Raw genomic sequence first — 24082 nt, forward strand, 5'->3', positions numbered from 1 at the left:
TTGTTCGCAGGGCCTGTTGCTGGGTGGCCTGTTGTTACTGCCTGTTTCCGCGCAGGGCCGACGTGGTCCTGCCGGTGCGTTCGCGAAGAAGTACCCGCAGGGTGTTGGGGTGTTCGTAGCCGACCTTTCTGGCGATGGCCTCCAGGGACAGGTCGGTGGTCCGCAACAGGTGGGAGGCGCGCTCGATGCGCAGGTCCTGGACGAAGCGGATCGGTGACGTGCCGATAGTGCGCTGGACGGCGCGCTGCAGGGTCCGCTCGCTGACGCCGACGGCTCTGGCCGCTTCGGGGATGCTGACGGGTTCGGCAAGGTGCTCGCGAATCCAGACCTCGAAGGCCGCGACGGTCGGATCGCTCTGGGCCAGGGCGCTGGGAATGATGTACGCGGCCTGCGAAGGGCGTTCGTCGACCACGAGATAGCGGGCGACCAGGTCGGCGAGTGCGGGGCTGCTCGCCCGGACGATCGCCAGGGCGAGGTCGACGTGGCCGAAGGCCGCGCCGGCGGTGGTGACGCCCCCGCTGGAGATGACCATCCGGCTGTGATCGACCTGGACCTTGGGGTAGCGGTTGCGGAACACCGGTGACAGCCACCAGGTCGTCGTGGCGCGCAACCCGTCCAGCACACCCGCCTCGGCCAGCAGGAACGTACCCGCGCAGGCCGACGCGACGGCCGTACCGCGGGCACGGGTCTCCGCGATGAGGTCGCGGACGGCGCGGGAAGCCTCGCCGCCGACATGGTCGAGCAGGACCGCGGGATCGTTCGCCGCGAGTGCCGGGACGACCAGGAGGTCCGCCGTCCGCGCGCGTTCAAGCGGTTCGGGTGCCACGAGGAGTCCCGCCCCGGTCCGGACCCTGGGCTCGGGCCCGACCAGTGTCACCTTCCAGGTGGGCGACGACTCGTGGATCCGCGCGCCCAGCGCGTTGGCGTTGTCCAGCACATCGAGGATGGCCGCGAGCCCTGAGTCGAACACCCCGTCGTAGACGACGACCGCCACTTGCATGGCGGGAACACTATCAACCGTGTCGTTTCTGCCGCTGATGTGATCACCGGCCGCCGCCATACGTTCGTCGTGCGCCGGGAGACCGGCGCTCCCTACGCGAGGAGCGGTGACATGAAGGTCGGTCTGTTGGTACGCATCGAGGCCAAGCCGGAGTACGCCGACGAGGTGGCGGCCCTGCTGCGCGGCGCGCAGGAGTTGGCCGAACAGGAGCAGGGCACGGTGACGTGGTTCGCGTTCCGCGAGAACGCCACCACCTTCGGGGTGTTCGACACCTTCGAGGACGAGCAGGGCCGCCAGGCGCACCTGGCGGGCCGGATCGCCGAGGCACTCGGGGAGGCCGCGCGGACGAAGCTCAGTGCGCCGCCGGTGATCGCCCCGGTGGACCTGCTGGGAGTGAAGGTCTCGTGACCGAGGCGGACGCCCGGATCGGCCGGGCGTCCGCACTTCCTGAGCACAGCGGTTGCCCGGAGCGCGACAGGACGGGCCGAGCCCATCTGCTTCCATACGCTCCCCCGAGCGCCCCTCCCCGCCCGGACCCCGTCGGTGAGGCTGGAGGATCGGTCCCGCGATCGGGGGTATTCATGACAACGGCCGTCTCCGTCGGCTCGGCACCCGGAGGGCTTCCCCTCCTCGGCCATCTTCTGCCGCTGATGCGCGATCCGCTGCGGTTCCTCAGGTCCCTGCCCGCTCACGGCGACCTGGTCTACATCCGTATCGGCCCGCTCAAGGCTCTCGCGGTGTGCGACCCCGGGCTGACCCGCCAAGTCCCCGTCGACGACCGGACGTTCGACAAGGGCGGTCCGCAGATCGAACAGGCGAGGGAAGCGCTGGGCAACGGTCTGCCCCTCTGCCCGCATGCCGAGCACCGGCGCCAACGTCGATTGGTGCAACCGGCGTTCCGCTCCGCCCGGCTCCCCGCGTACGCGCGCGTGATGACCCGGGAGACGGCCGCCGTCACCGGTTCCTGGTCCGACGGGCAGACCTTCGACGTCTACGTCGAGATGCAGCGGATCGCCGCCCAGAGTTTCGTGGCGACGGTGTTCGCCGACACCCTGTCCGCCACCGCCCTCGCCGAGATGCTGGAGGATTTCGGCGTCATCACGGAGGGCATCTTCAGGCGCATGATCACGCCACCGCGGCTGAACTCGCTCCCCACCCCCGGCAACCGCCGGTACCACCAGGCGCGTTCACGCCTGCGCGGGACGATGGCCCGCGTCATCGCGGACCGCCGCTCGGGCGGCACCGGCGAGGACGACCTGTTGTCGGTCTTCCTGGACGGTCCCGGTTCCACCGAGGGCGACAAGGACGAGGGTCTGTCCAAGGACCAGGGTCTGTCCGATGCCGAGATCATCGACCAGTTGATGGACTTCTTCTTCGCCGGGATCGAGACCACCGCCGCCGTCCTGGCCTGGTCGCTGCATCTGCTGACGAACCATCCCGGTGTCGAGGAGCGACTGCACACCGAGGTCGACGACGTTCTCGCCGGCGCCACGGCCACCTTCGACGACGTGCCCAGGCTGGAGTACACGCGCCGGGTCATCAACGAGACGCTGCGGCTGTACCCGCCGGGCTGGCTCATCAGCCGTACCACCACGGCCGACACCCGACTCGGCGGGCATTTCCTGCGGGCCGGTACGGCGATCATCTACAGCCCGTACCTGATCCACCACCGCGCCGACCAGTACGACGACCCCGAGCGCTTCGACCCCGACCGCTGGAGGATCCCCAGCGCCTCAGCCCGGCGGACGGTTCCTTCATCCCGTTCGGCGGGGGTGCCCGCAAGTGCATCGGCGACCAGTTCGGCATCACCGAAGCCGTCATCATCCTGGCCACGATCGCCGCCCGCTGGCGCCTGGAACCCTTACCGGACAGCCGAGTTCGCCCGTCCCTGGCACTCACGTTGAGTCCACAACGCCTGACCATGCGGGTCAGGCCCCGCGTGTGACGGTTCCCGAGTACCACGGTCACACCGCAACGCGCCCCCACCGCCGAAGATCGACGCAGCGATCGCCGGGTACCTCTTGGGCAGCGGAGTTCGACCAAGGGGGAAGCGCCTGTGCAGAACAACCCTGCCGAACACCATGGCAGTTGGGGAAAGGCCGTGGTCATCGGCGGAGGGTACGCGGGCCTCGTGACCGCCCGGGTCCTGGCCGACCATTTCTCCGAAGTGGTCATCCTGGAACGGGACTCGGTCGACGAGCACACAGGCACCCACCCGCACGCGCCGCAGGGCTACCACGCGCACGCCTTGCTGGCCAAAGGCGGGGAGATTCTGGAGCGATATTTCCCCGGACTCCGCGCGGAGTTACAAGAAATCGGGGCACCGGTCTTCGACTACGGCGAGCACCTCAGTTTCCTCCTGCCCGCCGGATTCGCGCCACGGAAGCGGACGGGCGTGGAGATTCAGACGTTCACGCGGGACGAATTGGAGCGACGCCTGCGCGGCAAAGTACTCGCGCTGCCCGAGGTGACGCTCATTCCTTCCGCGCGCTGCGAGGGCCTGACGATGACCGGCTCCGGCCAGGTGAACGGAGTCCGGTACCGGACCGAGGGCGCCGAGCAACCGACGGCACTCGAAGCGGACTTGGTGGTCAACACCTCGGGCCGCTCCAGCGCCCTGGACAACTGGCTTACGGAGCTGGGCCTTTCCGTGCCCGAGAAACGCGTGGTCAAGGCCAGGATCACGTACACGTCGATGTCTTTCGACCGGCCGGAGAAGAACCACCCGGACTTCAACCTGGCCTATCAGATGACGTTCGCGCCGGACATTCCCCGGGGTGGAGTGATCCTGGCGGTGGAACGGAACCGCTGGATGTGCTCATTGGTCGGGTACGACGACCAGATGCCGCCGATCGAGGACAGCGCCTATCTGGATTTCGCGAAGAGCCTGCAGAACGGCCGCCTGGTCGAGCAGCTCGAAACCCGGACCGGCCAGGGCCCGACGTATCGCTACACCAATATCAACAACCAATGGCGCCTTTACCACAGGATGAAGGACTGGCCGGAGCGTCTCATCGCCATCGGCGACGCGGTCTGCGTGTTCAACCCCGTCTACGGACAGGGCCTGACCGTCGCCGCGTTGGAGGCCGAGCTGCTCCACCGCACCCTGACCGAACGCGCGACGCGCCAAAGCGGTCTCGATGGCCTGGCCCGGAAATACCAGCGCGCGGTGGCCCGCATGCTCCTGACCCCATGGACCCTGTCGAGCAACTCGGATCTCATGTGGAACCCGGACCATCAGCCCCTCGGAGCAAGATTCGCCCACTGGTACAACAAGCACTTCTTCGAGGTGTCCGTCCGGGACGCGGGGGTGTGGACCCGATTCGCGCGGGTCGCCAACATGGTGGCCCCGCCGTCCGTCCTGTTCCATCCGGCCGTGGTCGCGAAAGTCGTCGCCCAGGCCTTGTTCCACCGCACGCGGCCCGCCGACTGATCCTTCCCGCCACTCCCTCCGGCCCTACTTCGCCTGGTACGCCCGGAGAAAGGTCCGCACTCCCTCGACGATGAGCGGCCGGACGCGGCTGTCCTCCGCGGCGTTCGCCGCACCGAACCTGTTGAGCGCGACGTTGAAGGTCAGCGCGATGAACTGGTCGGCCGCGAGCAGGGCGTCGGGTACATCCAGCAACCCGGCCTCGGCGAAGGCGGCGAACCGCTCGGCGAGTGCCGCCTCCGGGGCGTCCGCCATGGAGTTCTCGCCGCCGTCCGGCACATGGCGGGACTGCGCCCGGACCAGCCGTTGCAGCGTCGCGTACTCCGACGAACCGAGCATGTCGGTCGAGATGCGCATCGAGAACGTGACCAGGACGTCCTCCAGGTCGGCGACCTCGGTGGGGTCGGTGAGCGTGTCGTCGAGGATGCGTCGGACCGTGGTGATCAGCGACTGGCCGACGGCGTCGACGACCGCCTGCAACAGCGTCTGCTTGTCGCCGAAGTAGTCGTAGACGGTCCGCTTCGACACCTCGGCCCGGGCGGCGACCGCGTCGACGCTGGTCCGGTCGAAACCGTCGGCGAGGAACAGCTCCCGAGCCGCGGCGAGGATCGCGGCCCGTTTCGGCGTGGACCCCTCGCGCAGTGTCTTCGCGGCCGGCGTCTTCGGCCTCGGCGTCTTCGTGGTCGGCATGGCCTCACTCTAACTCAACTACACTGCACGGTGTAGTGTAATCATGGTTGCTCGGCCACCATCGAAGGAAGGACGTTCATGACCACAACCCTGTCCGCTCCCCCGGTCCGCGTCGGGAAGGCCGCCGTCTGGGCGCTGGGCATGCTGGCAGCCGCCACCGGAACCCTTGAGTCGGTGGTGACACCGACGCTCCCGCTGCTGCAGCGAGAGTTGTCCATGAGCCCCGCCCAAGGGGCGTTACTCAGCATCACGATGCTCATCACCGGTGCCCTCGTCACGCCGGTCGCGGGCAACCTCGGCGACCGCTACGGCGGGAAACGGGTGATGCTCCGGCTGATGGCGGTGGTCTCGGCCGGTGGTCTGGTGTCCGCGCTGGCACCGAACCTGCCGGTGCTGCTGCTCGGTCAGGTACTCGAAGGCGCGATGGTCGGGGCGATGCCCCTCTCGTTCATCCTCGTCCGCAAGCACCTCACACCGGGCGAGTCCCAGGTGGCCATCGGCACGGTCAGCGGGCTGTTCGTCGGCGGCGGGATGCTCGGCACACTGATCGCCGGGCCCATCGCGGAAAACCTGTCCCGGCACTGGATGTTCGCGATACCGACGCTCGCGATCGTCGTGGCGACCCTGCTCGTCCACCGGCTGATGCCGGACGACCCGCCGGCCCGGTCGGGCGCCAGGATCGACTGGCCCGGCCTGGCCCTCCTGAGCGGCATTCTGCTCACCCTCATGTTCGGGCTCGCGCTCGCGCCCAGCGCCGGCAGCCAACCACTCGCACTCGGTGCCCTCGTCGTGCTCCTGGCCCTGTTCGTGACCGGATGGACCTACGTCGAACGCCGGTCATCCTCGCCGATGGTCGATCTCAACCTGCTGGCGAAGCCCGCCATTTGGAGCTCGTACGTGATCACGTTCGCCGTCTGCGTGGGCACCGCGGTGGCGATGTATCTCGTACCGCAACTCTTCGCGGTGTCCGCCGACGGCTACGGCTTCGGGGCGAGCTCCACCGACATCGGGCGGTACCTGCTGCCCGGCGCCGTCATGGCGGCGGTCAGCGGGCCGCTCGGCGGGATCGCGGCACGTCGTTTCGGCTCAAGTGCCGTGGTCGCGACCGGGATCGGCGTCATGACGGCCACGCTGGTCGCCCTCGCGTTCCAGCACTCCGCGGTCTGGCACCTGGTCGTCGGCAAGGCGCTGATCGCGCTGGCCAGCGGTGTCTGCGTCACGGCGATGGTCGTCAGGACCGCCACGTCCGTCGATCACGGCAACACCGGCACCGCCACCAGCCTCGTCCTGGTGACGCGCGTGATCGGCTTCGCCGCGGGCGCGCAGGTCAGCGGCGCCTTCCTCACCGCCGGAACCCGCCCCGGGATGGACGACCCGGCCGAATCGGCCTTCGTCACCGGCTTCGTCATCGCCGGCGCGGTCACCGCACTGTCCCTGCTCGTCGTCCGCACCCTGAACAAAGGAGTCAAGTCATGACCCGCACCGATCAGTTGGCAGACCGGCACACCGCACCGCGGCGCAAGGTCCTGATCTCGGGGGCCAGCATCGCGGGCCCTGCCCTCGCGTACTGGCTGAACCGCCACGGATTCGCGGTCACGGTGGTGGAGAAGGCGGACTCACCCCGTAGCGGCGGCTATCCCATCGACGTGCGCGGCACCGCACTGGAGGTCGTGCGGAGGATGGGGATCCTGCCCCGACTCCAGGACCTGCACGTCGACTTGCGCCGGATCACCTTTCTCGACGCGGACGGCGGCAAGGTGGCATCGGTCAGCCCTCATGCCGTCGCCGGCAGCGTCGCGGGGCAGGATCTGGAGGTGCGGCGCGGGGATCTGTCCGACGCTCTCCACGCGGCGGTCCGTGACGACGTGGAGTTCTTGTTCAACGACTCCATCGACACCCTCGACCAGTCGGACCACGGGGTCGACGTCACCTTCCGCGGGGGCGGAAGTCGTACGTTCGACATGGTGTTCGGCGCGGACGGTCTGCACTCACGTACCCGAGAGTTCCTGTTCGGCCCTGAAGAGCAGTTTCATCGCTATCTCGGGTACTGCTTCGCCGGGTTCACCATGCGCAACACCCTCGGGCTCTCCCACGAGGTCATGATGTGGAACACCCCGGGCCGAGCCGCGGCTCTCTACGCCGTGGGCGACAGCGACGAAGTCCACGGCATCCTCAACTTCGCCCGCCCGGAACCACCGTTCAGCGCGTTCCGTGACCCGAATGCCCAACGGGACCTGGTGACGGGGGTCTTCGCCGACGCGGGATGGGAGGTTCCGGGCATGATCGCCGCCATGCGTGACGCGGAGGACCTGTTCTTCGACGTGGTCAGCCAGATCCGGATGCCTCGTTGGTCCAAGGGCAGGGTCGCGCTGGTGGGCGACGCCGCGTACGCGCCTTCCTTCCTCACCGGACAGGGCTCCAGCCTCGCTCTCGTCGGCGCGTACATGCTCGCCGCTTCCCTGGCCGACCGGGACGCGGCAGCGGGCTTCGCCGCCTATGAGCACGACACCCGTGAATTCGTGACCGCGAACCAGGAGTTGATCGGCAAGGGAGACGCCACGCTCTTCCCCACCACCGCCCGGGCCCTGGAACAGCGCAACGACATGCTGCGCAAGCTCAGCACCATGCCGGCCGCGGAGGGACGGCCGGCCCACTCGGCGCTCACCCTGCCCGAACTCGTCCCCGCGAGCTGATCTGCGGGAGGCCCCCACGGGGCTCAGGTCCGCAGCGGCTGCGCCAGTCGCTCCAGCATTCCGGCGACCAGCGCGGTCTGCGCGGGCACGGTGTCCGGGTAGATGAACTCTCCCTGCGCATGGGCTCCGTCGCCGACGGCGCCCATGCCGCAGAGCACGGGCAGGCCGAGTGCGGCGACGAAGTTCGCGTCACTGGCGCCGCCGACCGCGGTGTCGCGCAGAGCGTCGCGGCTCTGTTCGCGGGCGACCGCGCGCGCGAGGTCGAGCAGGGGGACGGAGGCGGCGTTGAGCGTCATCGGCGGTCGGTTCCAAGCGTGGTCGATCTCGATGCGGACACGCGGGTCGCTCACCACGATGGCGTCGAACTCCGCGTCGACACGGTCCTGTTCGGCCTGGCTGCTGACCCGGATGTCGACGCCCGCGGTGGCCTGCCCGGCGACGACGTTGATCGCCGAACCGCCCTTGAAGAGGCCGGTGTTGATCGTGGTGCCCTTCTCGGGGGCGGCGACCTTCACGGCGGCGACCACGAACTCGGACAGCGCGGTGATCGCACTCGCCCCGTCCTGCGGCGCGAGCCCGGCGTGCGCCTCCACTCCGGTGGCGGTGACCTGGAAGATCCCGGTGCCCTTGCGGGCGGTCTTGACCGCGCCATGGGCGCTCGGCTCCAGCACCAGCGTGACGTCGGCCTGCCGTGCGACCTCCTCGATCACCGGCCGGGAGGACAGGGACCCGATCTCCTCGTCACCGTTGAAGAGGAAGGTGACGGTGGGCAGCGGCACACCGCTCTCCCGGGCCAGCTTCAGGGCCCAAATTCCTTGCGCCAGGCCGGTCTTCATGTCGAAGATGCCGGGCCCGCTGAGCCTGTCCCGCCCGTCGTCGGACGGCCCCGGCTGCTCCCACCCAGCCAGAGTGCCGGTCGGCCACACGGTGTCGTAGTGGCCCACGAGCGCGACATGACCGGCGCCGGTGCCGGCGTAGGTCAGCGTGAGGGTGTCGCCGCATTCGCCGCCCGGGTGGCGCTGTTCGAGGTCGGGCCGGCCGAGTCGCCGGACGGTCAGCTCACGCAGGAGGTCCAGTCCGCTCGCGAGGCCGGGAAGGTCGTAACTGCCGGTCTCGTGGCGGACGAGGGTCAGGATGTCGTCGACGATCCCCGACGAGACGTCCTGGGCGCGGGCGGTGAGGGTGGCGGCTGCGGGTGAAGCGGTCATGGTCTGCTTTCTCGTAGGGATGCGTTAGGGCGGCTCTGTTACTGGCGTGCGGGATCAGCCGACGCCGAAGGGGATGCCGAGCAGGTACCAGGCCACGAAGAACGCGACCCAGACGACCCACACGACGGCGGCGATCGGGATCGTGAAGGAGGCCAGGGTGCCGATGCCCGCGGACTTCTTGTGCTGCTGGATGAAGCCAAGGGCCATCGCGAAGTACGGGCTCATCGGGGTCACGCAGTTGGTGACCGAGTCGGCGACGCGGTAGACGGCCTGGGTGGTCTCGGGCTCGATGCCGATGAGCATCAGCATGGGCACGAGGATGGGCGCGGCCAGCGCCCACAGCGCGGAGCCGCTGGTGATGACCAGGTTCATGAAGGTGATCAGTACGGCGATGCCGACCAGCACGGTCCAGCCGCCCAGGTGCATGTCCTTGAGGGTCTGCGCGCCCTCGATGGCGATGACGTTGCCGATGTTCGTCCACTTGAAGTAGGCGAGGAACTGCGAGATCGCGAAGAAGAGAACGAGGATCGGGGCGTAGGTGCGCGTGCCCTCGACCAGCCCGTCGACGATGTCGCGCGGGGCCCGGAAGGTGCCGGTCATCCGGCCGTAGACCCAGCCGAGCAGGGTGAAGAACAGGAAGAGCACCAGCGACATGCCCGTGATCAGCGGGGATTCGACGATGGACCCGCCCGGGCCGCGCAGGGGCGAGGACGCCGGGACGAGGGCCGCCGCCAGGATCGCGACGAAGCCGAGCGCGACCAGGCCGGTCGTCCGCAGCGCGCGCCGCTGCTCCTCGGTGACCTCGACGGCCTTCAGTTCCTCGGCGCTCAGCGCGGTGATCGGCTCGTCGGGGTCGAGGTCGGAGCGCTTGGCGATGACCTTGTCGACGACGAGTGTGATCACCAGGGCCACCAGGACCGACGAGGCGAGCGCGAAGAAGTAGTTCGCGACCGGGGTGACGACGTAGTCCGCGTCGATGGTGTGGGCCGCGGCGGTGGAGATCGACGACAGCAGTACGTCGGTGGTGGTGATCGCCGGGGAGGCGTCGTAACCGGCGGAGATGGAGACGTAGGCGACGATGCAGCCGAGCACCGGACTGCGGCCGGCGGCGCGGTAGATGAGCGCGCCGAGCGGGATGAGGGTGACGTACGCGGCATCGCCCGCCACGTGGGCGACCATCGCGGTCATCGACAGCGCGAAGGTGAGGTACTTGCCCGGCACGCGCGCGACCATGCGGCGCAGCATGGTCGTGAACAGCCCGCTGGCCTCGGCGACGGCGATGCCGAAGCCCACGATGAGGATGGTGGCCAGCGGCGGGAAGGTCGCGAAGTTGTCGACGGCCCCCTCGATCATCGTCGTCAGGCCGGCCTTGCTGAGCAGGCTCTGCACCTTGATGGCCTCGTGCGTCCCGGGGTGCACGGTGCTGACTCCAGCCGCCGCCAGTACCGCGCTGAGGACGATCACGACCCCCGCGAGGATCCAGAACAGCCAGAACGGGTTGGGGAGTTTGTTGCCGACCTTCTCGATCGCCGCGAAGCTCCGGAACGCGAGGCGCAGGGCTCTCGACTCCGGCTCGGTCGGCTGCGAAGGGGGCTGGGGCTGCGGTTGAGGCTGAGCGGAGGTGACACTCATCGGTACCTCTTCGTGCATTGGGGGGACGTTCCTGCGAACAATGGCATCCGAGTGAGAGATTCTCTATATCTCGTATGTAACAGTGGGATTAAACGGCACCCTAAAGTGGAGCACCATGACCCGTCCTCTCCTCGACGAGCTCGACCGGCGCCTCATCGGCGCGCTCCACCTGGCACCCCGGGCCACCTGGGACGACATCGGCGAGATCCTCGCCGCCGACGCCAGCACGCTCAAACGCCGTTACGACCGGCTGCACGAGGCGCGGATGGTCCGCGTGATCGGACAGGCCGACTGGGGCATCCACTCCACGGCGATGCCCGTCCACGTGTTCCTGGACATCACCGGTGAGACCCCGCTCGCCGTCCTCCACCGACTCCGCGACCTGCCCCACCTCCAGTTGCTGGCACAGATCTCGGGCGACTACCCGCTCTACGCCGTCGTGCACGCCCCGTCCGAGGCGGCCACCAGCGAGGCGATCGACCGGATGTTCTCCGTCCCCGGCGTCCGCCGCGTCAACGCGCTGCCCGCGCTCAGCACCCTGCGCCGGGGCAGAACGTGGGACCCCCAGTTCCTCACGGAGACCGAGCGCGCCGACCTGCTGAAGCTCACCGGCGCCCGCCCCGAGGGCACCGCGACCGTGACACCGCCCGCGAAACCGCTCAGCGAGAGCGAACGCATCGTCGTCGCCCAACTCCTTCAGGACAGCCGCGCGTCCGCCGCGAGCATCGCCCGGGCCGCAGGCCTGGCCACCTCCACCGCGCACCGCGTCGTCCGCCGGGTCCTGGACGAGGAGTGGGTGAAGCCGCGCCTGGAGATCGTGTCGGAATGGCTGGGCTTCCAGACGTCCTTCATCCTCCGCCTGCGCGTGGCTCCGGGTGAGACCCCCGACGTGATGCGCCGCATCGACCAGCTCCCCCAGACCCGGCTCGCCGCCCACGTCGCCAGCGACATGTCCGTGCTCGCCACCGGCCTGGTCGCCGACCGCTCCGCCCTGGCGCGCTTCGTCGACCACGAGCTGGCCGGCATCCCCGGCCTCCTCGCCGTCAGCGTCGACGTCATGCTCACCGAACCGCGCCGCTACTGGCTGGACCGCGACCCGGCCTCGGGCCTCGGCGCGTTCCACGCACCGACGCTGCTTTAGTCCGCGACGGCGCCGGCTGAACACCCTTCAGCCGGCCGTCACAGCCCGCTGCCCGCCCCCTTCGGCCGTGCCGCCGCCACGACCAGCCGCCGGATGTCGTCCAGGTCGGCCTCGAACTCGGCGGTGAGGTCCACCGGCAGGTCCAGCCAGGGTCCGAGCCTGGTGTGGCCGGGGAGTTCGCCGTCCGGGAGTTGGCCGCGGCGGCCGCGCGGGTCCACGGCTCCCGGCGAGAAACGGCCCGAGGCCTCGGAGGCGGCGAAACCGATCACGAAGGTGCTCACCAGGCGTTCCAGGCGGGGCACTTCGGATTCCGGGACGCCCGCTTCGATGAGGGCGACATAGATGATGTCCACCGCTCGCACGGCGTCCGGCGTGACGGCCGGGCGGGAGAACAGGAGTTGCGCGGCCCAGGGGTGTCGCCCGGTCACCTCCCGGACGGCGTACGCGAGGGCGTTGAGTCGCTCGTCCCAGGGCAGGTCCTCGACCGCGCCCGACCGCAGCAGCGCGGCGAGCAGACGGCCGACCATGCCGTCGAGGAGCTCCGCCTTGTCCTTGACGTGCCGGTACAACGCCATCGGCGTCACGCCGACGCGCTCGGCCAGCGCGCGCATGGAGACCGCGTCGAGGCCGTGCTCGTCGGCGACGGCCAGCGCCGCGTCCAGAATCTCTTCCCGTCTGCCACTCATAGGTCTACAGTGTAGACGTATACGGCGTATACGCACGCGTCGTTTCGGATACATCGCTGGTACCTGGAGGGCAGATGCTCGTCGCGGACGGACTGGTGAAGCGCTACGGCCGGCGGCCTGCGCTCGACGGCTTCGACCTGTCGGTCGCGCCCGGTGAGATCGTCGGCCTGATCGGGCACAACGGCGCCGGCAAGACCACCTTCGTCGAGATCGTCAGCGGTCTCGTGCGTCCCGACGCGGGCCGGCTCCACGTCGGGCCGCACGACGCGCTGCGGGCCGGCCGGGACGCGCGGCGGCTGCTCGGCGTGGCTCCGCAGGAGTTGGCCCTGTACGGCGGTGTCAGCGTGCGGGAGAACCTGCGGCTGTACGCCGGACTGGCAGGGCTGCGCGGACGGCGCCGGGACGCCGAGATCGCCCGTGTCCTGGAGGAGTTGCACCTGACAGCTCTCACGGAGCGGACCGTGGGCGTGCTCTCCGGCGGACAGCGTCGCCGCGTCCAGGCCGCCACCGCCATGGTCGGGTCCCCGCCGTTGCTGCTGCTCGACGAGCCGACCGCCGGGGCCGATCCGGAGACGCGAGCGGCCCTGCTGACCGCCGTCAGGTCCCGCGCCGAGGCCGGTGCCGCCGTGGTCTACACGACCCACTACCTGCCCGAACTGGTCGACCTCGACGCCACATTGGCCCTCGCACGGGCCGGGCGGGTCATCGCACGCGGCACCCAGGAAGAGCTCACCCGCCACCTCCCCGGCGAGCTCAGGGTCGCGTTCGCCGATCCGGCCGAAGCCGAGCTACGGCTGCCGACCACGGATCCCGGCGCCGATCTCGCCGCCCTGCTCGCCGCCGGCCGCACACCCTCCTCCGTCGACATCCGCCGCCCGAGCCTGGACGACCTCTACCGGTCCCTCGAAACCACGGAGCGACAGCATGCCCCGACCGACCCGGAGCCGCACGATGCAGCCGCGTGAGTCCGCCGCCCGCGTGAGCGTCCTCGTACGCCACAACGCGCTGCTGATGCTGCGCGAACCCGGCCCACTGCTGAGCCGGATGATCCTGCCGCTGGTGTTCATCACCCTGCTGCGTCCGCTCTACCTGGCCGCGCAGGGCCGGACGGCCGGCACCGAACAGGCCGTCGTCGGCACCCTGGTCACCTTCTCGCTGCTCGCGCTGAGCATCTCCGGCAGCGCGATCCTCACCGAACGGCTCGCCCACACCTGGGACCGGCTGCGCGGCACACCGCTGCACCCCGCCGAGATGCTCGCCGGCAAGGCCCTCCCTGTCTTCGCGGCGCTGCTCGCCCAGCAGTTGCTGATCGTCGGCTTCGGCACGGGTGTCTTCGGGCTGTCCGTTCCGCACCCGTTCCTGCTGCTGAGCGTGCTGCTGTGCTGGAGCTGCACCCTGCTCGGACTCGGCGCGCTGCTCGGAGTCCTGGTGCGCAGCATGGGCGAGTTGTCCGCCGCCTACGACGTCGGCGGCATGCTGCTGAGCAGTGTCGGTGGCGCGCTCGTCCCGCTCAGCGTCCTGCCGGCCTGGGTGTCGGACGTGGCGCCCGCGTCCCCCGGCTACTGGGCGACCCGAGGCCTGCACGCGGCCCTCACCGGCGGCACGCACACCGTCGGGACGGCCTGCGGCACGCTTCTCGGCACGGCGGTCGTCTGCGGCGCTTTGGCCTCGGTGCGCCTGCGGGGCAACAGCGCTCGGCTGGTCGCGCTCTAGGCCCGTCGTGCGGCCCAGGTCGACTGCTGGTGTCCGAGAGTTCACAGCGAACCGCGAGGAAGGGCTTGCTTTAACGGCCCGTGACCGCAACTCTTCACCCACGAGGTGCCTTTGCTCTGGGGGGAGTTGGCGCATGAACGGCACGATCGACGGGTTCCGCTATGGTGCGGTGACCCCGGTGGCGGCCTATTTGATGGCCTGCCTGGGAGGGGCGCTGGGGCTGCGGTGCATCGTCCGCTCCCTGCTCAACGAGGAGTCCTGGAAGCCCGGTTGGCTGGCGCTCGGCGCCGCGTCCATCGGCTGCGGCATCTGGACCATGCACTTCATCGCGATGCTCGGTTTCCAGGTCGAGGAGACCGGGATCCGCTACAACGTGGGCCTGACCGTGCTGAGCCTGTTCGTGGCGATCGTCGTGGTCGCCATCGGTGTGTTCATCGTCGGCTATCTGGGCGCCGGCCGGACGACGCTGGCGGTCGCCGGTGTCATCACCGGGCTCGGTGTCGCCGCGATGCACTACCTCGGCATGGCGGCCATGCAGCTCAATGGGGACATCCGGTACGACGTGGTCACGGTCGGTCTGTCCGTGCTGATCGCGATCGTCGCGGCGACCGCCGCGCTCTGGGCGGCCGTCTCCATCCGGGGTTTCCTGACGAGCCTCGGGGCCAGTCTGATCATGGGCATCGCGGTGTCGGGCATGCACTACACGGGCATGGCCGCCGTGGCCGTCCATGTGCACAACAACGGCAACGGCTCCTACTCGGGCGACTCGCCCACCTCACTGCTGCTCCCGATGCTGCTGGGACCGGCGGTCTTCCTGCTGCTGGCCGGCGTGGTGGTCATGTTCGACCCGCTGCTGGTGCTCGGCGACGGCGAGTGGAACCGGAACGCGTCCGCCTCGTCCCGGCACCCGGCCACGAAGACGTCCGGTGCGGGTGACCCGGCCGCCGGCGCCGGTACGCGCTCACGCGGCACCTTCCTCGACGGGTCCACCACAGCGGGCCGGCAGCGCCCGGACGCACAGACAGCCACGTCCCGGCAGCCTCGGGACACTTCCCGGGGCGATGCTTCGGGAGGACGGCGCCGGGATGCGTCCCGAGCCGAGCCCCGGCGTCCCCAGGAACCCACCGGGAACGGCGCGGTGCGGCCCCCGCAACCGATCCGGACGACGTCCACGCCCAAACCGGCGACGCCCACGACCGCACGACGGCAAGGACCGCCCGCCGCTCCTCCGCAGGGACCCTACGGTCCCCCGCAACAGGCGCCTCGCCCGGCCCCGCCGCGCGCCCAGGAGTGGTAGGCGGTCCGGCCCAGCGGTCGGTCGGCGCAACCATCTCGCCACCCCGCAAGGTCAGTTCGGCGCGCCCGGCGGCACCCGCGGCAGTGGATCGAGCCGCACCGAGTCGGGGTCGGACAGGAAGCGGCCGATCAGGTCGGCGGCCTCACGCGCGCCGTCGTCGTCCCGTCGGCCCGCCTCCTCGGCGAACCGGCGCAGGGCGGCGCGCAGTTCCGTGCGGGCGATGGCGTGCAGGGTGCCGTCCTCGGCCACGGTCAGCAGATGGTTGAGGAGCGTCCACTCGGCCGTGTCCCGCACCGCCTCACCGCCACGCGTCTCCGCCGGGACCGGATCGATGCGGCGCCAGGTGGTGGCGAGGAGCGCGTCGACCACTTCGGTGATGCCAGGCACGTCGGGGTCGTCGGCGTGCTGCCAGGCGAGGCGGTTCAACCTGGCCGGTTCCAGGAGCTGTTCGGTGACGAGGGTGACGGCGACGGCGACCGCGCCGAGGGGGTCGAAGATCCGGCCCGCGCCCGTGTCGAGGTACTGGTCGGTGCGTCCGTAGCGGATGGCGGGCGGGGTGAGGGTATCCAACACGGCGTCGGGCAGGGCGAGTTGCTCGACGCGCAGGAGCGAGACCAGCCGGGCGAGCGCCCGCTGCTGAGTGGCGGCGTCGACAACTTCCGTACCCCGGCGCGCATCGAGCCCGTCCCCCGCGATGCCGTACGCGTACCGCACTCCCCCGACCAGCCGCGCCACCGCGGCGACCTCGTGCCGGTGCAGGAGGTACAACAGCGCGAACCGTTCCTCCAGTTCACCGGTCTGCCGCTCGGGTGGCAGTACCCCGCGTGAGAACCCGTCGAGGGCGACGCGGCGGACGCGTGTCATCGTCTCCAGGGCCTGGAGCGGGTGTTCGGCCGTCACCCAGGGCACGCCGTCTGCATGGGCGACGTCCGGTCCCTGTCCGTCGTCGTCGGAGACATAGGCCAGCCCGGCGGAATCCCGCCGCAGCCGGGCGAGTTCGGCGGTCTCGTCCGCGAACTGCCCGTAGGCGTGGGCGACTAGGAAGTGGTCCCACGGTCCGAGTCCCGTCGTGTACGCGGCGGAGAGATCGACGCGGCCGTCCCCGCCGACCTGGACCCGGGCGTGCGGGTAGTCCATGACGGAGGGCTTCGGGTGGGTCGTACTGGCGAAGTTGTGCATGAAGCCCAGGGCGTGGCCGATCTCGTGCGTGGCGAGGTGGCGCAGTCGGGCGAGGACCAACTCCTCGACGGCGGCGAGGCGTTCGGCCTCGTCGGGGCGGCCGTAGGGGGCCAGCAGAGCCTCGCCCAGCGCGCGGACCTGCTCGACGCGCTGGGAGCCGAGGCGGACCCGGGCGTGCAGGATCTCGCCGGTGCGCGGGTCGGTCAGCCCCTGCCCGAGGGACCAGCCGCGGCCCGCGCGGTGCACCCACACCACGCCGTTGACGCCCGGTTCGTAGGGGTCGAAGTCGGCTCCGCCCGCCTCGACGCGGTAGGCGTCGGGCAAGCCGATCGCCGCAAACGCCTCCCGCCACCAGTTGCCGCCCTCGATCACGGCCGATCGGAAGGGCTCGGGGACGGCCGGGTCGACCTGGAACACGATGGGGTCGGTGCCCGGGCCGACGCGGAAGCGGGGCTGGACCTTGACCTGCGTGTCGGCCAGTCCGACGCGGCCGTGGTCGGCGTATCCGACGCCGTAGCCGCCAGAGGCGGGGTGGAAGCGGCGTACCGGCATCGGGTCGGCGGGCAGCCGGATCAGGTTGAGCTGCTGGACGACCGTCACGGCACGCGGATCGGCGGCGACCGCCCGGAGCGCGGCGCCGCGGCCGGGACCGCGGAGGGTGAGGAGCGCCGGCAGCCGGACGCCGGTGGGGCCGGTGCGGCTGTCGGCGACGAGCGGGAGGCTCAGCGACTCGTCGACGGCGTACTCCCCCTGGTCCTTCTCGTGCAGGTGCTCGGCGATCCGGTCGTGGTCGGCGAGGACGAGGCCGGTCGCGTCCACGACGGCCGCGCCGTTCTCCTCGCGCAGCACCGGGCCGCTCCACACCACGGACATCGCGAAGGACTCCTGGCCCGCGCGCACGGCGGCCTCGTCGCCCGAGGTCAGGAAGTGCTTGTTGCGGACGACGAACAGGACCCGGTCACCGGCCCGCCGGAACTCCGCGAGTCTCGCCTTGCCCGCCCGGCCCCGGTCCAGCCACAGCTCGCTGGAGCCGAGCCCCTGGGAGAGGGAGACGGTCAGCAGGAAGGGCTCGTCGAAGTTGCGGATGCCCAGGAGCAGCCGGTCGTCCGGGAGTTCGGCGTCGGTGACGAGGTCGATGAAGTCGGCCGGCATGCGTGCCCTTTCGCAGAGAGGTCTCGGCGTGATCCTTTCAGGCGCGGTTCGCCCGGCGCCGGGCGGGAAGAGCGGGAACACTTGGCAGGGAGATCCGGTTGGCACTGCCGTCCGGACATGATCGAAGAACGACGGAGGAGCCCGTGCCGCCGACCTCACGCCCCTTGCGCAAGCTGGGCTTCCTGACCATCGGCCTGTTCGACGAGGCCGATCCGCGCAAGGGCCACGAGTCCACGCTGGAGATCATCGAACTGGGCGAGCAGCTCGGCTTCGACAGCGCGTGGCTGCGCCACCGTCATCTGCAGTACGGCATCTCCTCCCCCGTCGCGATCATGGCCGCCGCCTCGCAGCGCACCCGCCGCATCGAGCTGGGCACTGCCGTCACCCCGCTCGGCTGGGAGAACCCGCTCCGCCTCGCGGAGGATCTGGCGACGGTCGACATCCTGTCCGGCGGGCGCGTGAACCCGGGCGTCAGCGTCGGCCCGCCGATGCACTTCGACCGGGTCAAGGAGGCGCTCTACCCGGACACGGCCGACGCCGAGGACTTCAGCTACGAGCGGGTGCGCAGGTTCGTGGACTTCGTCCGCGGCAAGCCGGCCACCGACTCGGGCGGCGTCGAGGGCTTCGAGGTGTTCTCGGACCGGGTGCAGCCGCACTCTCCCGGCCTCGGCCGGCGCCTCTGGTACGGCGGCGGCAGCCTGGGCTCGGCGCGGTGGGCCGGCGAGAACGGGATGAACTTCCTCACGAGCAGCGTCGTCAAGGCCGAGGCACCGGAGGGGCCTTGGGACTTCGCCGAGATCCAGCTCTCCCTCATCCGGGCCTTCCGCGCCCACCACCCGGACGGCGACGCGGCCCGCGTCTCGCACGGCCTCGTCGTCATCCCCACCGACTCCGCCTCGCCCGAACAGCGCGCGAAGTACGAGGAGTTCGTGGCCAAGCGCACCCCGCGCACCACGTCACCGCAGGGCCCGGCGCGGCTGCTGTTCGCGCCAGACATCGTCGGCACCTCCGAGGAGATCGCCGAACAACTGCACGCGCACGCCGCGTTCCGCGAGATCGACGAGGTGGCGTTCGCGCTGCCGTTCACCTTCGAGCACGAGGACTACGTACAGATCCTGACCGACATGGCGACGAAGCTGGGCCCGGCGCTGGGCTGGCGGCCCGCCGGGTAACCGATCGGCCGGCGACCCATCCCGCTCGCCATCACCTCACCAGCGGCCCGGCTCCGTGCCCACCACCGGTGTGGACGGCCTGCCGTCCACGCCGACGGGCACGTCACCGGTGAGCATCACCCGGTGCATGATCCGGGGGTGGCCGAGGTGGGCGTTGTCGCTGGGGGCGAGGTGGATGGTGGCCCGGTTGTCCCAGAAGGCCACGCTGCCCGGCTCCCAGCGGAACCGGACCGTGTACTCCGGCCGGGTCGCCTGATCGAGGAGCATGTCGAGGATCGCGGCGCTCTCCGGGCGGGAGACGTCCGCGATCTGCTCCAGGTAGTAGCCGTTGACGAAGAGCACCCGCTCGCCCGTCTCGGGGTGGACGCGCACCAACGGGTGCACGGACGCGACCTGGTGGTCCAGCAGATGACGTACGTACGAGTCGTCACCGGGCCTCGGCTGATACCCGACGCCCAGCCGGTGCTCGGCCCGCAGTCCGGCCACGAACTCCCGTACGGGGCCGGAGAGTCCGGCGTACGCGGCGGCGAGGTTCGACCAGGTCGTGTCGCCGCCGTAGGGCGGTACGGTCTCGGCGCGGAGGATCGTCGCCGCGGGCGGGTCGACGCGGGCGCCGTGGTCGCAGTGCCAGCCGCGGAGCAGCGTGTGCCGACGGCGCTGCAGCCACTCGTCGTGCTCCATCCCGAACTTCCCGCCCAGCTCCAGCCGGTCGGCGGTGGTCTCCACCTCGGGAAAGTCCGGCGGCGAGGCGCCACCGCGCCTGCCCAGGACCACGGGCTGCCCGAACCGCCGCGCGAAGGCGACATGCCCCGCATGGTCCAGCCGCTGCCCCCGGAAGAACACCACCTTCCAGCGCAGCACCGCCGCCCGGATCGCGGCGACCACGGCGTCGTCCAGCTCACCGGCCAGATCGACACCGCTGATCTCGGCACCGATGTGCCCGGCGACCGGACGCACCTCGATCCCGCCGGCCTCGATCTCGGCGGCTCCTGCCGCTGGGGCCCTGCTCTGCGCGGCTCTGACCTCAGCGGCTTCGATTCCCGGGGCCCCGGCCCTCGCGGCCCCGATCTTCGCGGCCTGTCCCGCCATGTCCCGCCCTGACGTCATGCGTGCTCCGATGGTCGTCCGTCGGCTCCCAGAAAGATCGTGACAGCCTTTGTCGCGCCTGGCGACGGTACCTCTGCCGGGGCGGACCACCGCCGTCCGGTTGATCGTTGTACGCCACATCCGTAAGGGTGGGCGTACGACACAGTCGAGGAAAGGCCCCACGGTGATCAGCATCCCGACGCACACGCTCAACGACGGCACCACGCTCCCCGCCGTCGGCCTCGGTACCTGGCCGATGAGCGACGCCGAGGCGGAACGCGCCGTCTCCGAGGCCCTCGGCCTGGGCTACCGCCTGGTCGACACGGCCACCAACTACCGCAACGAGTCCGGAGTGGGCCTCGGTGTCTCCCGCAGCGGTGTCCCCCGCGAGGAGGTGGTGGTGACGACGAAGCTGCCGGGACGCCACCACGGCTACGAGGAGACGCTCACATCCTTCGAGGAGTCCCGGCGCCGCCTCGGCCTGGAGTACGTGGACCTGTACCTGATCCACTGGCCGCTGCCCCGCGTCGACAAGTACGTCGACTCCTGGCGCGCCATGATCAAGCTCCGTGAGGACGGACTGGTCCGCTCGATCGGCGTCTCGAACTTCACGCCGGAGCACATCGACCGCCTGGAGAAGGAGACCGGCGTCCTGCCGTCCGTGAACCAGATCGAGCTGCACCCGTTCTTCCCGCAGGAGGAGCTGCGCGCCTTCGGCACCGCCAAGGGCATCGTCACCGAGAGCTGGAGCCCGCTCGGCCGAGGTTCGAGCCTGCTCGAAGACCCGGTGATCATCACGATCGCCGAGGCCTTCGGCGTGACGCCCGGCCAAGTGGTGCTGCGCTGGCACACGCAGTTGGGCGCGGTCCCGATCCCGAAGTCGGCCAACCCCGAGCGGCAGCGCGAGAACCTCGACATCTTCGGGTTCACCCTGGGCGAGGCCCAGATGCGGGCCGTCGCCGACCGCGCACACCGGCGTCTGGGCGGAGACCCGGAGGTGCACGAGGAGTTCTGAACCGCGGGGGCGGTACCGCCGATTCCACGCCGACTTCGATCATTCGGGCCCCAACCACCGTTCCGGGCCCCTATGTTCACGGCGGTACCCGATCTTCGTCCCTCGTCCTGGAAGGCCTCCGCATGCGCAACGCGCTCCGTACCGCCGTCGTCGGGGCAGTCGTCTCCGGCACTGTCCTGACCTGCGGCTCCGCCGGCGCCACCCCTCCGGGCCCGGGGGTGACCGCGCGGCTGATCAGCCAGACCACCGTCGGGGACACCGACTACGTCCTGCGGGAGATCACCGTTCCGCCGGGCCAGGCCACCGGCTGGCACTACCACGACGGCCCGGTCTACGGCTTCGTACAGCAGGGCACGCTCACCCACTACCACTCGGACTGCGCCCAGGACGGTGTGTACCGCAAGGGCAGCACCGTCCGTGAGCCGGGGGGCCCGAGCGATGTGCACATCGGCCGCAACGAGGGCACCAAGCCGCTGGTGCTGGACGTGCTCTACGTCCTGCCGCACGGTGCGCCCTTCTCGGAGGACGTGCCGAACCCGGGCTGCTCGTTCGAATGATCACGTCGGCCGATGGCTCGGTCGGGGGATGACCAATCGGCCAACGACCATTCGGTCAATGATCAGTCGGGCAGCGGCTGTTCGGCCCAGATCGTCTTGCCGCTGCCGGTCTGCCGGCTGCCCCAGCGCTGGGTGAGCTGGGCGACCAGCAGCAGTCCGCGCCCGCCCTCGTCGAAGGCGTGCGCCCGGCGCAGGTGCGGTGAGGTGGAACTGCCGTCGGAGACCTCGCAGATGAGGGTGCGGTCGCGGATCAGGCGGAGCTGGACGGGCGGTGTGCCGTACCGGATCGCGTTGGTGACCAGTTCGCTGACGACGAGTTCGGTGACGAAGGCCGCCTCGTCCAGGCCCCAGGCCGTCAGCTGTTCGGTGGCGGCCTGCCGGGCGGCGGCAACCTGGGCGGGGTCCGGCTCGATGTCCCAGGTGGCGATCCGGTCCGCGCCGAGCGCGCGGGTGCGGGCGACGAGGAGGGCCACGTCGTCGCCGGGTTCCTCCGGCAGGACGGCCTTCAGGACGGTGTCGCAGAGGGTGTCGAGGGTGTCGGTGCGGGCGCTGAGCGCGCGGCACAGTTCCGCGGTGGCGTGGTCGACGTCGCGGTCGCGGTCCTCGATCAGGCCGTCCGTGTAGAGGGCGACGACCGAGCCCTCGGGCAGCTCCAGCTCGACCGATTCGAAGGGCAGACCGCCGACGCCGAGCGGCGGTCCCGCGGTCATCTCCACGAGCTGCGCGGTGCCGTCGGGCAGCAGGACCGCGGGCGGCGGATGGCCGGCGGCGGCGAGGGTGAGGCGGCGCGACACCGGATCGTAGACGGCGTAGAGACAGGTGGCGCCGAGCTCGGCGACCTCGTCGCCCGCCTCGTCCGAGCCGAGGTGGGTGACCAGGTCGTCGAGGTGGGTCAGCAGTTCGTCCGGCGGGAGGTCCACGTCGGCAAGGGTGCGCACGGCCGTGCACAGGCGGCCCATGGTGGCCGAGGAGGCGATGCCGTGGCCGACGACATCGCCGACGACCAGGGCGACCCGGCTGCCGGACAGCGGGATCACGTCGAACCAGTCACCGCCGATGCCTGCCAGTGATCCGGAGGGCAGATAGCGGTGGGCCACCTCGACTGCCGCCTGTCCGGGCAGGCCCCTGGGCAGCAGGCTGTGCTGGAGGGCCAGCGCGATGGTGCGCTCGCGGGCGAACCGGCGGGCGTTGTCGACGCAGACGGCGGCCCGGCTCGCGAGCTCCTCGGCCAGGACGCCGTCGTCGGCCACGTAGTCGTCGGGGTGGCCGATGCGTACGCCGACGGCGACGCCCAGCGTGGTGCCGCGGGCGCGCAGGGGCACCGCGAGCATCGAGTGGACGCCCTCGCGGTACCGCTGTCCGGCGGGGGCCTGCGCGTTGCGCTGGGCGACCCAGCCCACGAACTCCGGTTCTCCCGCCTGGCTGATCACCGCCCGTCCCTCCCGCAGTGCCCGCACGGGCGGTGAGGCGGCGGGATGGACGTCCGCCTCGCCCAGGTGCACGACGGCCTCGGGGGTGCCCTCGGTGACCGAGCCGTGGGCGACTCGCCGCAGCACGACCTCGCCGTCGGGCACCTCGGGGGGTTCGTCCGCGCCGAGGACCCAGTCGAGCAGATCGACGCTGGCGAAGTCGGCGTACCGGGGCACGAGGAGTTCCACCAGTTCCTCGGCGGTGCGGACCACGTCCAGGGTGGTGCCGATGGAGGTCGCCGCCTCGTTCAGCAGGGCCAGCCGCTGCCGGGCCCGGTACTGCTCGCTGCTGTCGAAGGCCGCGAGGGCGACCGCCGTCAGCTCGCCCGACGGGTCCCGTACGGGCCACATCTCCATGTTCCAGGAGTGCTCGCGGTTGCCGGACGGCTCGCCGGTGTAGCTCTCGTAGCGGACCGGGCTGCCGGTCTCGGCGACCTCGCGCAGATGGCTCAGGAATCCCCGGCTGTGCTCGGCGTCCTCGACGGTCTCGGGGAAGGGCCGGCCGAGCAGGGCCTCCTGCGGTACTCCCATGACCTGGCAGGCGATGCCGTTGAGCCGCAGATAGCGCTGGCTGGTGTCGAAGACGGACATCGACATGGACGCCTGCTCGAAGGCCCGGTCGGCCAAGGTCGCAGACACCGGGGACTCTGCCGTGATCACGTGGCCGCCGGGTGCGCCGCCCTCGCCGAGCACGGCACACGCCCTGAGCGCGATCCGCACCGGCGAACCGTCGCGATGCCGGAGCACGACCGTCCCGCTCAGCGCGGCCACGGCCTCGGGCGAGGGTTCCTCGGCGAGCAGCTCCCGCGCCGGCCGCCCCACGGCTTCCTCGGCGGAGTAACCCGTCAGCAACCGGGCACCCTCGCTCCACCCCGTCACCATGCCTCGGGCATCGACGATCGCCGCAGCCGCGGACGCGTGCTCCATATCCCTCAGGATGGTTGCTTTGTCCCACCGGTACA

At 70.6% G+C, this 24082-nt stretch carries 19 protein-coding genes and 2 pseudogenes; 13 read left to right on the forward strand and 8 right to left on the reverse strand.

Features of this window, described 5'->3' with window-relative positions; all coding sequences use genetic code 11:
• Positions 1–34: 34 nt before the first annotated feature.
• Positions 35–1000 (reverse strand): GlxA family transcriptional regulator, encoded by a 966-nt coding sequence (locus ACWDR3_RS22555; RefSeq protein ID WP_450354313.1) that lies wholly within the window; start codon positions 998–1000, stop codon positions 35–37.
• A 111-nt stretch (positions 1001–1111) separates the two neighbouring features.
• On the opposite strand from ACWDR3_RS22555, the gene ACWDR3_RS22560 reads away from it, so the two are divergent.
• The 4 genes and pseudogenes from ACWDR3_RS22560 to ACWDR3_RS22575 all read left to right on the forward strand — a co-directional run bounded on the left by ACWDR3_RS22560 (position 1112) and on the right by ACWDR3_RS22575 (position 4433).
• Complete coding sequence (locus ACWDR3_RS22560; RefSeq protein WP_450354314.1) at positions 1112–1408, forward strand: putative quinol monooxygenase; 297 nt, start codon at positions 1112–1114, stop codon at positions 1406–1408.
• Positions 1409–1650: 242 nt separating this feature from the next.
• Positions 1651–2646 (forward strand): annotated as a pseudogene (locus ACWDR3_RS22565) (cytochrome P450); the annotation flags it as partial.
• A 110-nt stretch (positions 2647–2756) separates the two neighbouring features.
• Positions 2757–2945 carry a cytochrome P450 gene (locus tag ACWDR3_RS22570; protein ID WP_450354346.1) on the forward strand — a complete coding sequence of 63 codons (189 nt, stop codon included), beginning with the start codon at positions 2757–2759 and terminating at the stop codon, positions 2943–2945.
• A gap of 111 nt (positions 2946–3056) precedes the next feature.
• Positions 3057–4433 carry an FAD-dependent oxidoreductase gene (locus ACWDR3_RS22575; protein WP_450354315.1) on the forward strand — a complete coding sequence of 459 codons (1377 nt, stop codon included), beginning with the start codon at positions 3057–3059 and terminating at the stop codon, positions 4431–4433.
• Positions 4434–4457: 24 nt separating this feature from the next.
• Here the strand turns inward: ACWDR3_RS22575 and ACWDR3_RS22580 are convergent, their stop codons facing one another.
• Entirely contained in the window at positions 4458–5120 is a 663-nt protein-coding gene (locus ACWDR3_RS22580; RefSeq protein WP_450354316.1) for a TetR/AcrR family transcriptional regulator, read from the reverse strand.
• A 78-nt stretch (positions 5121–5198) separates the two neighbouring features.
• Between ACWDR3_RS22580 and ACWDR3_RS22585 the strand changes: the two genes are divergently transcribed.
• Complete coding sequence (locus tag ACWDR3_RS22585; protein ID WP_450354317.1) at positions 5199–6596, forward strand: MFS transporter; 1398 nt, start codon at positions 5199–5201, stop codon at positions 6594–6596.
• Positions 6593–7813: an FAD-dependent monooxygenase gene (locus ACWDR3_RS22590; protein ID WP_450354318.1), complete on the forward strand. Its 1221-nt coding sequence runs from the start codon at positions 6593–6595 to the stop codon at positions 7811–7813. The genes ACWDR3_RS22585 and ACWDR3_RS22590 overlap by 4 nt, the downstream gene beginning before the upstream one ends.
• Before the next feature lie 23 nt (positions 7814–7836).
• Here ACWDR3_RS22590 and ACWDR3_RS22595 read toward each other — a convergent pair whose 3' ends face one another.
• Positions 7837–9021: a M20 family metallopeptidase gene (locus ACWDR3_RS22595; RefSeq protein WP_450354319.1), complete on the reverse strand. Its 1185-nt coding sequence runs from the start codon at positions 9019–9021 to the stop codon at positions 7837–7839.
• 54 nt (positions 9022–9075) lie between these two features.
• Positions 9076–10653 carry an AbgT family transporter gene (locus ACWDR3_RS22600; protein ID WP_450354320.1) on the reverse strand — a complete coding sequence of 526 codons (1578 nt, stop codon included), beginning with the start codon at positions 10651–10653 and terminating at the stop codon, positions 9076–9078.
• A gap of 115 nt (positions 10654–10768) precedes the next feature.
• Here ACWDR3_RS22600 and ACWDR3_RS22605 point away from each other — a divergent pair, with 115 nt between their 5' ends.
• The gene (locus tag ACWDR3_RS22605) at positions 10769–11794 is read left to right on the forward strand and encodes an AsnC family transcriptional regulator (RefSeq protein WP_450354321.1); all 1026 of its coding nucleotides are present in this window, start codon (positions 10769–10771) and stop codon (positions 11792–11794) included.
• 38 nt (positions 11795–11832) lie between these two features.
• Here the strand turns inward: ACWDR3_RS22605 and ACWDR3_RS22610 are convergent, their stop codons facing one another.
• A complete protein-coding gene (locus ACWDR3_RS22610) occupies positions 11833–12480 on the reverse strand; it encodes a TetR/AcrR family transcriptional regulator (protein ID WP_450354322.1) in 648 nt (215 codons plus the stop codon).
• Positions 12481–12554: 74 nt separating this feature from the next.
• On the opposite strand from ACWDR3_RS22610, the gene ACWDR3_RS22615 reads away from it, so the two are divergent.
• The 3 genes and pseudogenes from ACWDR3_RS22615 to ACWDR3_RS22625 all read left to right on the forward strand — a co-directional run.
• Positions 12555–13445 carry an ABC transporter ATP-binding protein gene (locus ACWDR3_RS22615; protein WP_450354323.1) on the forward strand — a complete coding sequence of 297 codons (891 nt, stop codon included), beginning with the start codon at positions 12555–12557 and terminating at the stop codon, positions 13443–13445.
• Entirely contained in the window at positions 13405–14193 is a 789-nt protein-coding gene (locus ACWDR3_RS22620) for an ABC transporter permease (protein WP_450354324.1), read from the forward strand. Before ACWDR3_RS22615 ends, ACWDR3_RS22620 begins: the two co-directional genes overlap by 41 nt.
• A 133-nt stretch (positions 14194–14326) precedes the next feature.
• A pseudogene (locus tag ACWDR3_RS22625) lies at positions 14327–15083 on the forward strand (MHYT domain-containing protein); the annotation flags it as partial.
• Between the two features lie 458 nt (positions 15084–15541).
• Here ACWDR3_RS22625 and ACWDR3_RS22630 read toward each other — a convergent pair.
• Positions 15542–17821 carry a zinc-dependent metalloprotease gene (locus tag ACWDR3_RS22630; protein ID WP_450354325.1) on the reverse strand — a complete coding sequence of 760 codons (2280 nt, stop codon included), beginning with the start codon at positions 17819–17821 and terminating at the stop codon, positions 15542–15544.
• 143 nt (positions 17822–17964) lie between these two features.
• Here ACWDR3_RS22630 and ACWDR3_RS22635 point away from each other — a divergent pair, with 143 nt between their 5' ends.
• Positions 17965–18993, forward strand: a complete 1029-nt coding sequence (locus tag ACWDR3_RS22635) for an LLM class flavin-dependent oxidoreductase (protein WP_450354326.1) — start codon at positions 17965–17967, stop codon at positions 18991–18993.
• Between the two features lie 36 nt (positions 18994–19029).
• On the opposite strand, the gene ACWDR3_RS22640 is transcribed toward ACWDR3_RS22635, so the two are convergent.
• The gene (locus tag ACWDR3_RS22640) at positions 19030–20100 is read right to left on the reverse strand and encodes a TauD/TfdA dioxygenase family protein (protein WP_450354327.1); all 1071 of its coding nucleotides are present in this window, start codon (positions 20098–20100) and stop codon (positions 19030–19032) included.
• A gap of 163 nt (positions 20101–20263) precedes the next feature.
• Here ACWDR3_RS22640 and ACWDR3_RS22645 point away from each other — a divergent pair, with 163 nt between their 5' ends.
• Together ACWDR3_RS22645 and ACWDR3_RS22650 are read left to right on the forward strand one after the other, a co-directional pair.
• The gene (locus ACWDR3_RS22645) at positions 20264–21094 is read left to right on the forward strand and encodes an aldo/keto reductase (protein WP_450354328.1); all 831 of its coding nucleotides are present in this window, start codon (positions 20264–20266) and stop codon (positions 21092–21094) included.
• A gap of 122 nt (positions 21095–21216) precedes the next feature.
• Entirely contained in the window at positions 21217–21651 is a 435-nt protein-coding gene (locus ACWDR3_RS22650) for a cupin domain-containing protein (protein ID WP_450354329.1), read from the forward strand.
• Between the two features lie 62 nt (positions 21652–21713).
• Here ACWDR3_RS22650 and ACWDR3_RS22655 read toward each other — a convergent pair whose 3' ends face one another.
• Positions 21714–24047, reverse strand: coding sequence for a SpoIIE family protein phosphatase (locus ACWDR3_RS22655; RefSeq protein ID WP_450354330.1), 2334 nt, complete (start codon positions 24045–24047; stop codon positions 21714–21716).
• Between the last annotated feature and the right edge of the window lie 35 nt (positions 24048–24082).

This window comes from Streptomyces sp. NPDC001002 (assembly GCF_053599215.1).

Excerpts from the sequence above, each read along its gene's own strand:
- ACWDR3_RS22555 (WP_450354313.1), bottom strand. The coding sequence starts at position 1,000 with ATGCAAGTGGCGGTCGTCGTCTACGACGGGGTGTTCGACTCAGGGCTC.
- ACWDR3_RS22560 (WP_450354314.1), top strand. The coding sequence starts at position 1,112 with ATGAAGGTCGGTCTGTTGGTACGCATCGAGGCCAAGCCGGAGTACGCC.
- ACWDR3_RS22580 (WP_450354316.1), bottom strand. The coding sequence starts at position 5,120 with ATGCCGACCACGAAGACGCCGAGGCCGAAGACGCCGGCCGCGAAGACA.
- ACWDR3_RS22585 (WP_450354317.1), top strand. The coding sequence starts at position 5,199 with ATGACCACAACCCTGTCCGCTCCCCCGGTCCGCGTCGGGAAGGCCGCC.
- ACWDR3_RS22590 (WP_450354318.1), top strand. The coding sequence starts at position 6,593 with ATGACCCGCACCGATCAGTTGGCAGACCGGCACACCGCACCGCGGCGC.
- ACWDR3_RS22595 (WP_450354319.1), bottom strand. The coding sequence starts at position 9,021 with ATGACCGCTTCACCCGCAGCCGCCACCCTCACCGCCCGCGCCCAGGAC.
- ACWDR3_RS22600 (WP_450354320.1), bottom strand. The coding sequence starts at position 10,653 with ATGAGTGTCACCTCCGCTCAGCCTCAACCGCAGCCCCAGCCCCCTTCG.
- ACWDR3_RS22605 (WP_450354321.1), top strand. The coding sequence starts at position 10,769 with ATGACCCGTCCTCTCCTCGACGAGCTCGACCGGCGCCTCATCGGCGCG.
- ACWDR3_RS22610 (WP_450354322.1), bottom strand. The coding sequence starts at position 12,480 with ATGAGTGGCAGACGGGAAGAGATTCTGGACGCGGCGCTGGCCGTCGCC.
- ACWDR3_RS22615 (WP_450354323.1), top strand. The coding sequence starts at position 12,555 with ATGCTCGTCGCGGACGGACTGGTGAAGCGCTACGGCCGGCGGCCTGCG.
- ACWDR3_RS22620 (WP_450354324.1), top strand. The coding sequence starts at position 13,405 with ATGCCCCGACCGACCCGGAGCCGCACGATGCAGCCGCGTGAGTCCGCC.
- ACWDR3_RS22630 (WP_450354325.1), bottom strand. The coding sequence starts at position 17,821 with ATGCCGGCCGACTTCATCGACCTCGTCACCGACGCCGAACTCCCGGAC.
- ACWDR3_RS22640 (WP_450354327.1), bottom strand. The coding sequence starts at position 20,100 with ATGACGTCAGGGCGGGACATGGCGGGACAGGCCGCGAAGATCGGGGCC.
- ACWDR3_RS22650 (WP_450354329.1), top strand. The coding sequence starts at position 21,217 with ATGCGCAACGCGCTCCGTACCGCCGTCGTCGGGGCAGTCGTCTCCGGC.
- ACWDR3_RS22655 (WP_450354330.1), bottom strand. The coding sequence starts at position 24,047 with ATGGAGCACGCGTCCGCGGCTGCGGCGATCGTCGATGCCCGAGGCATG.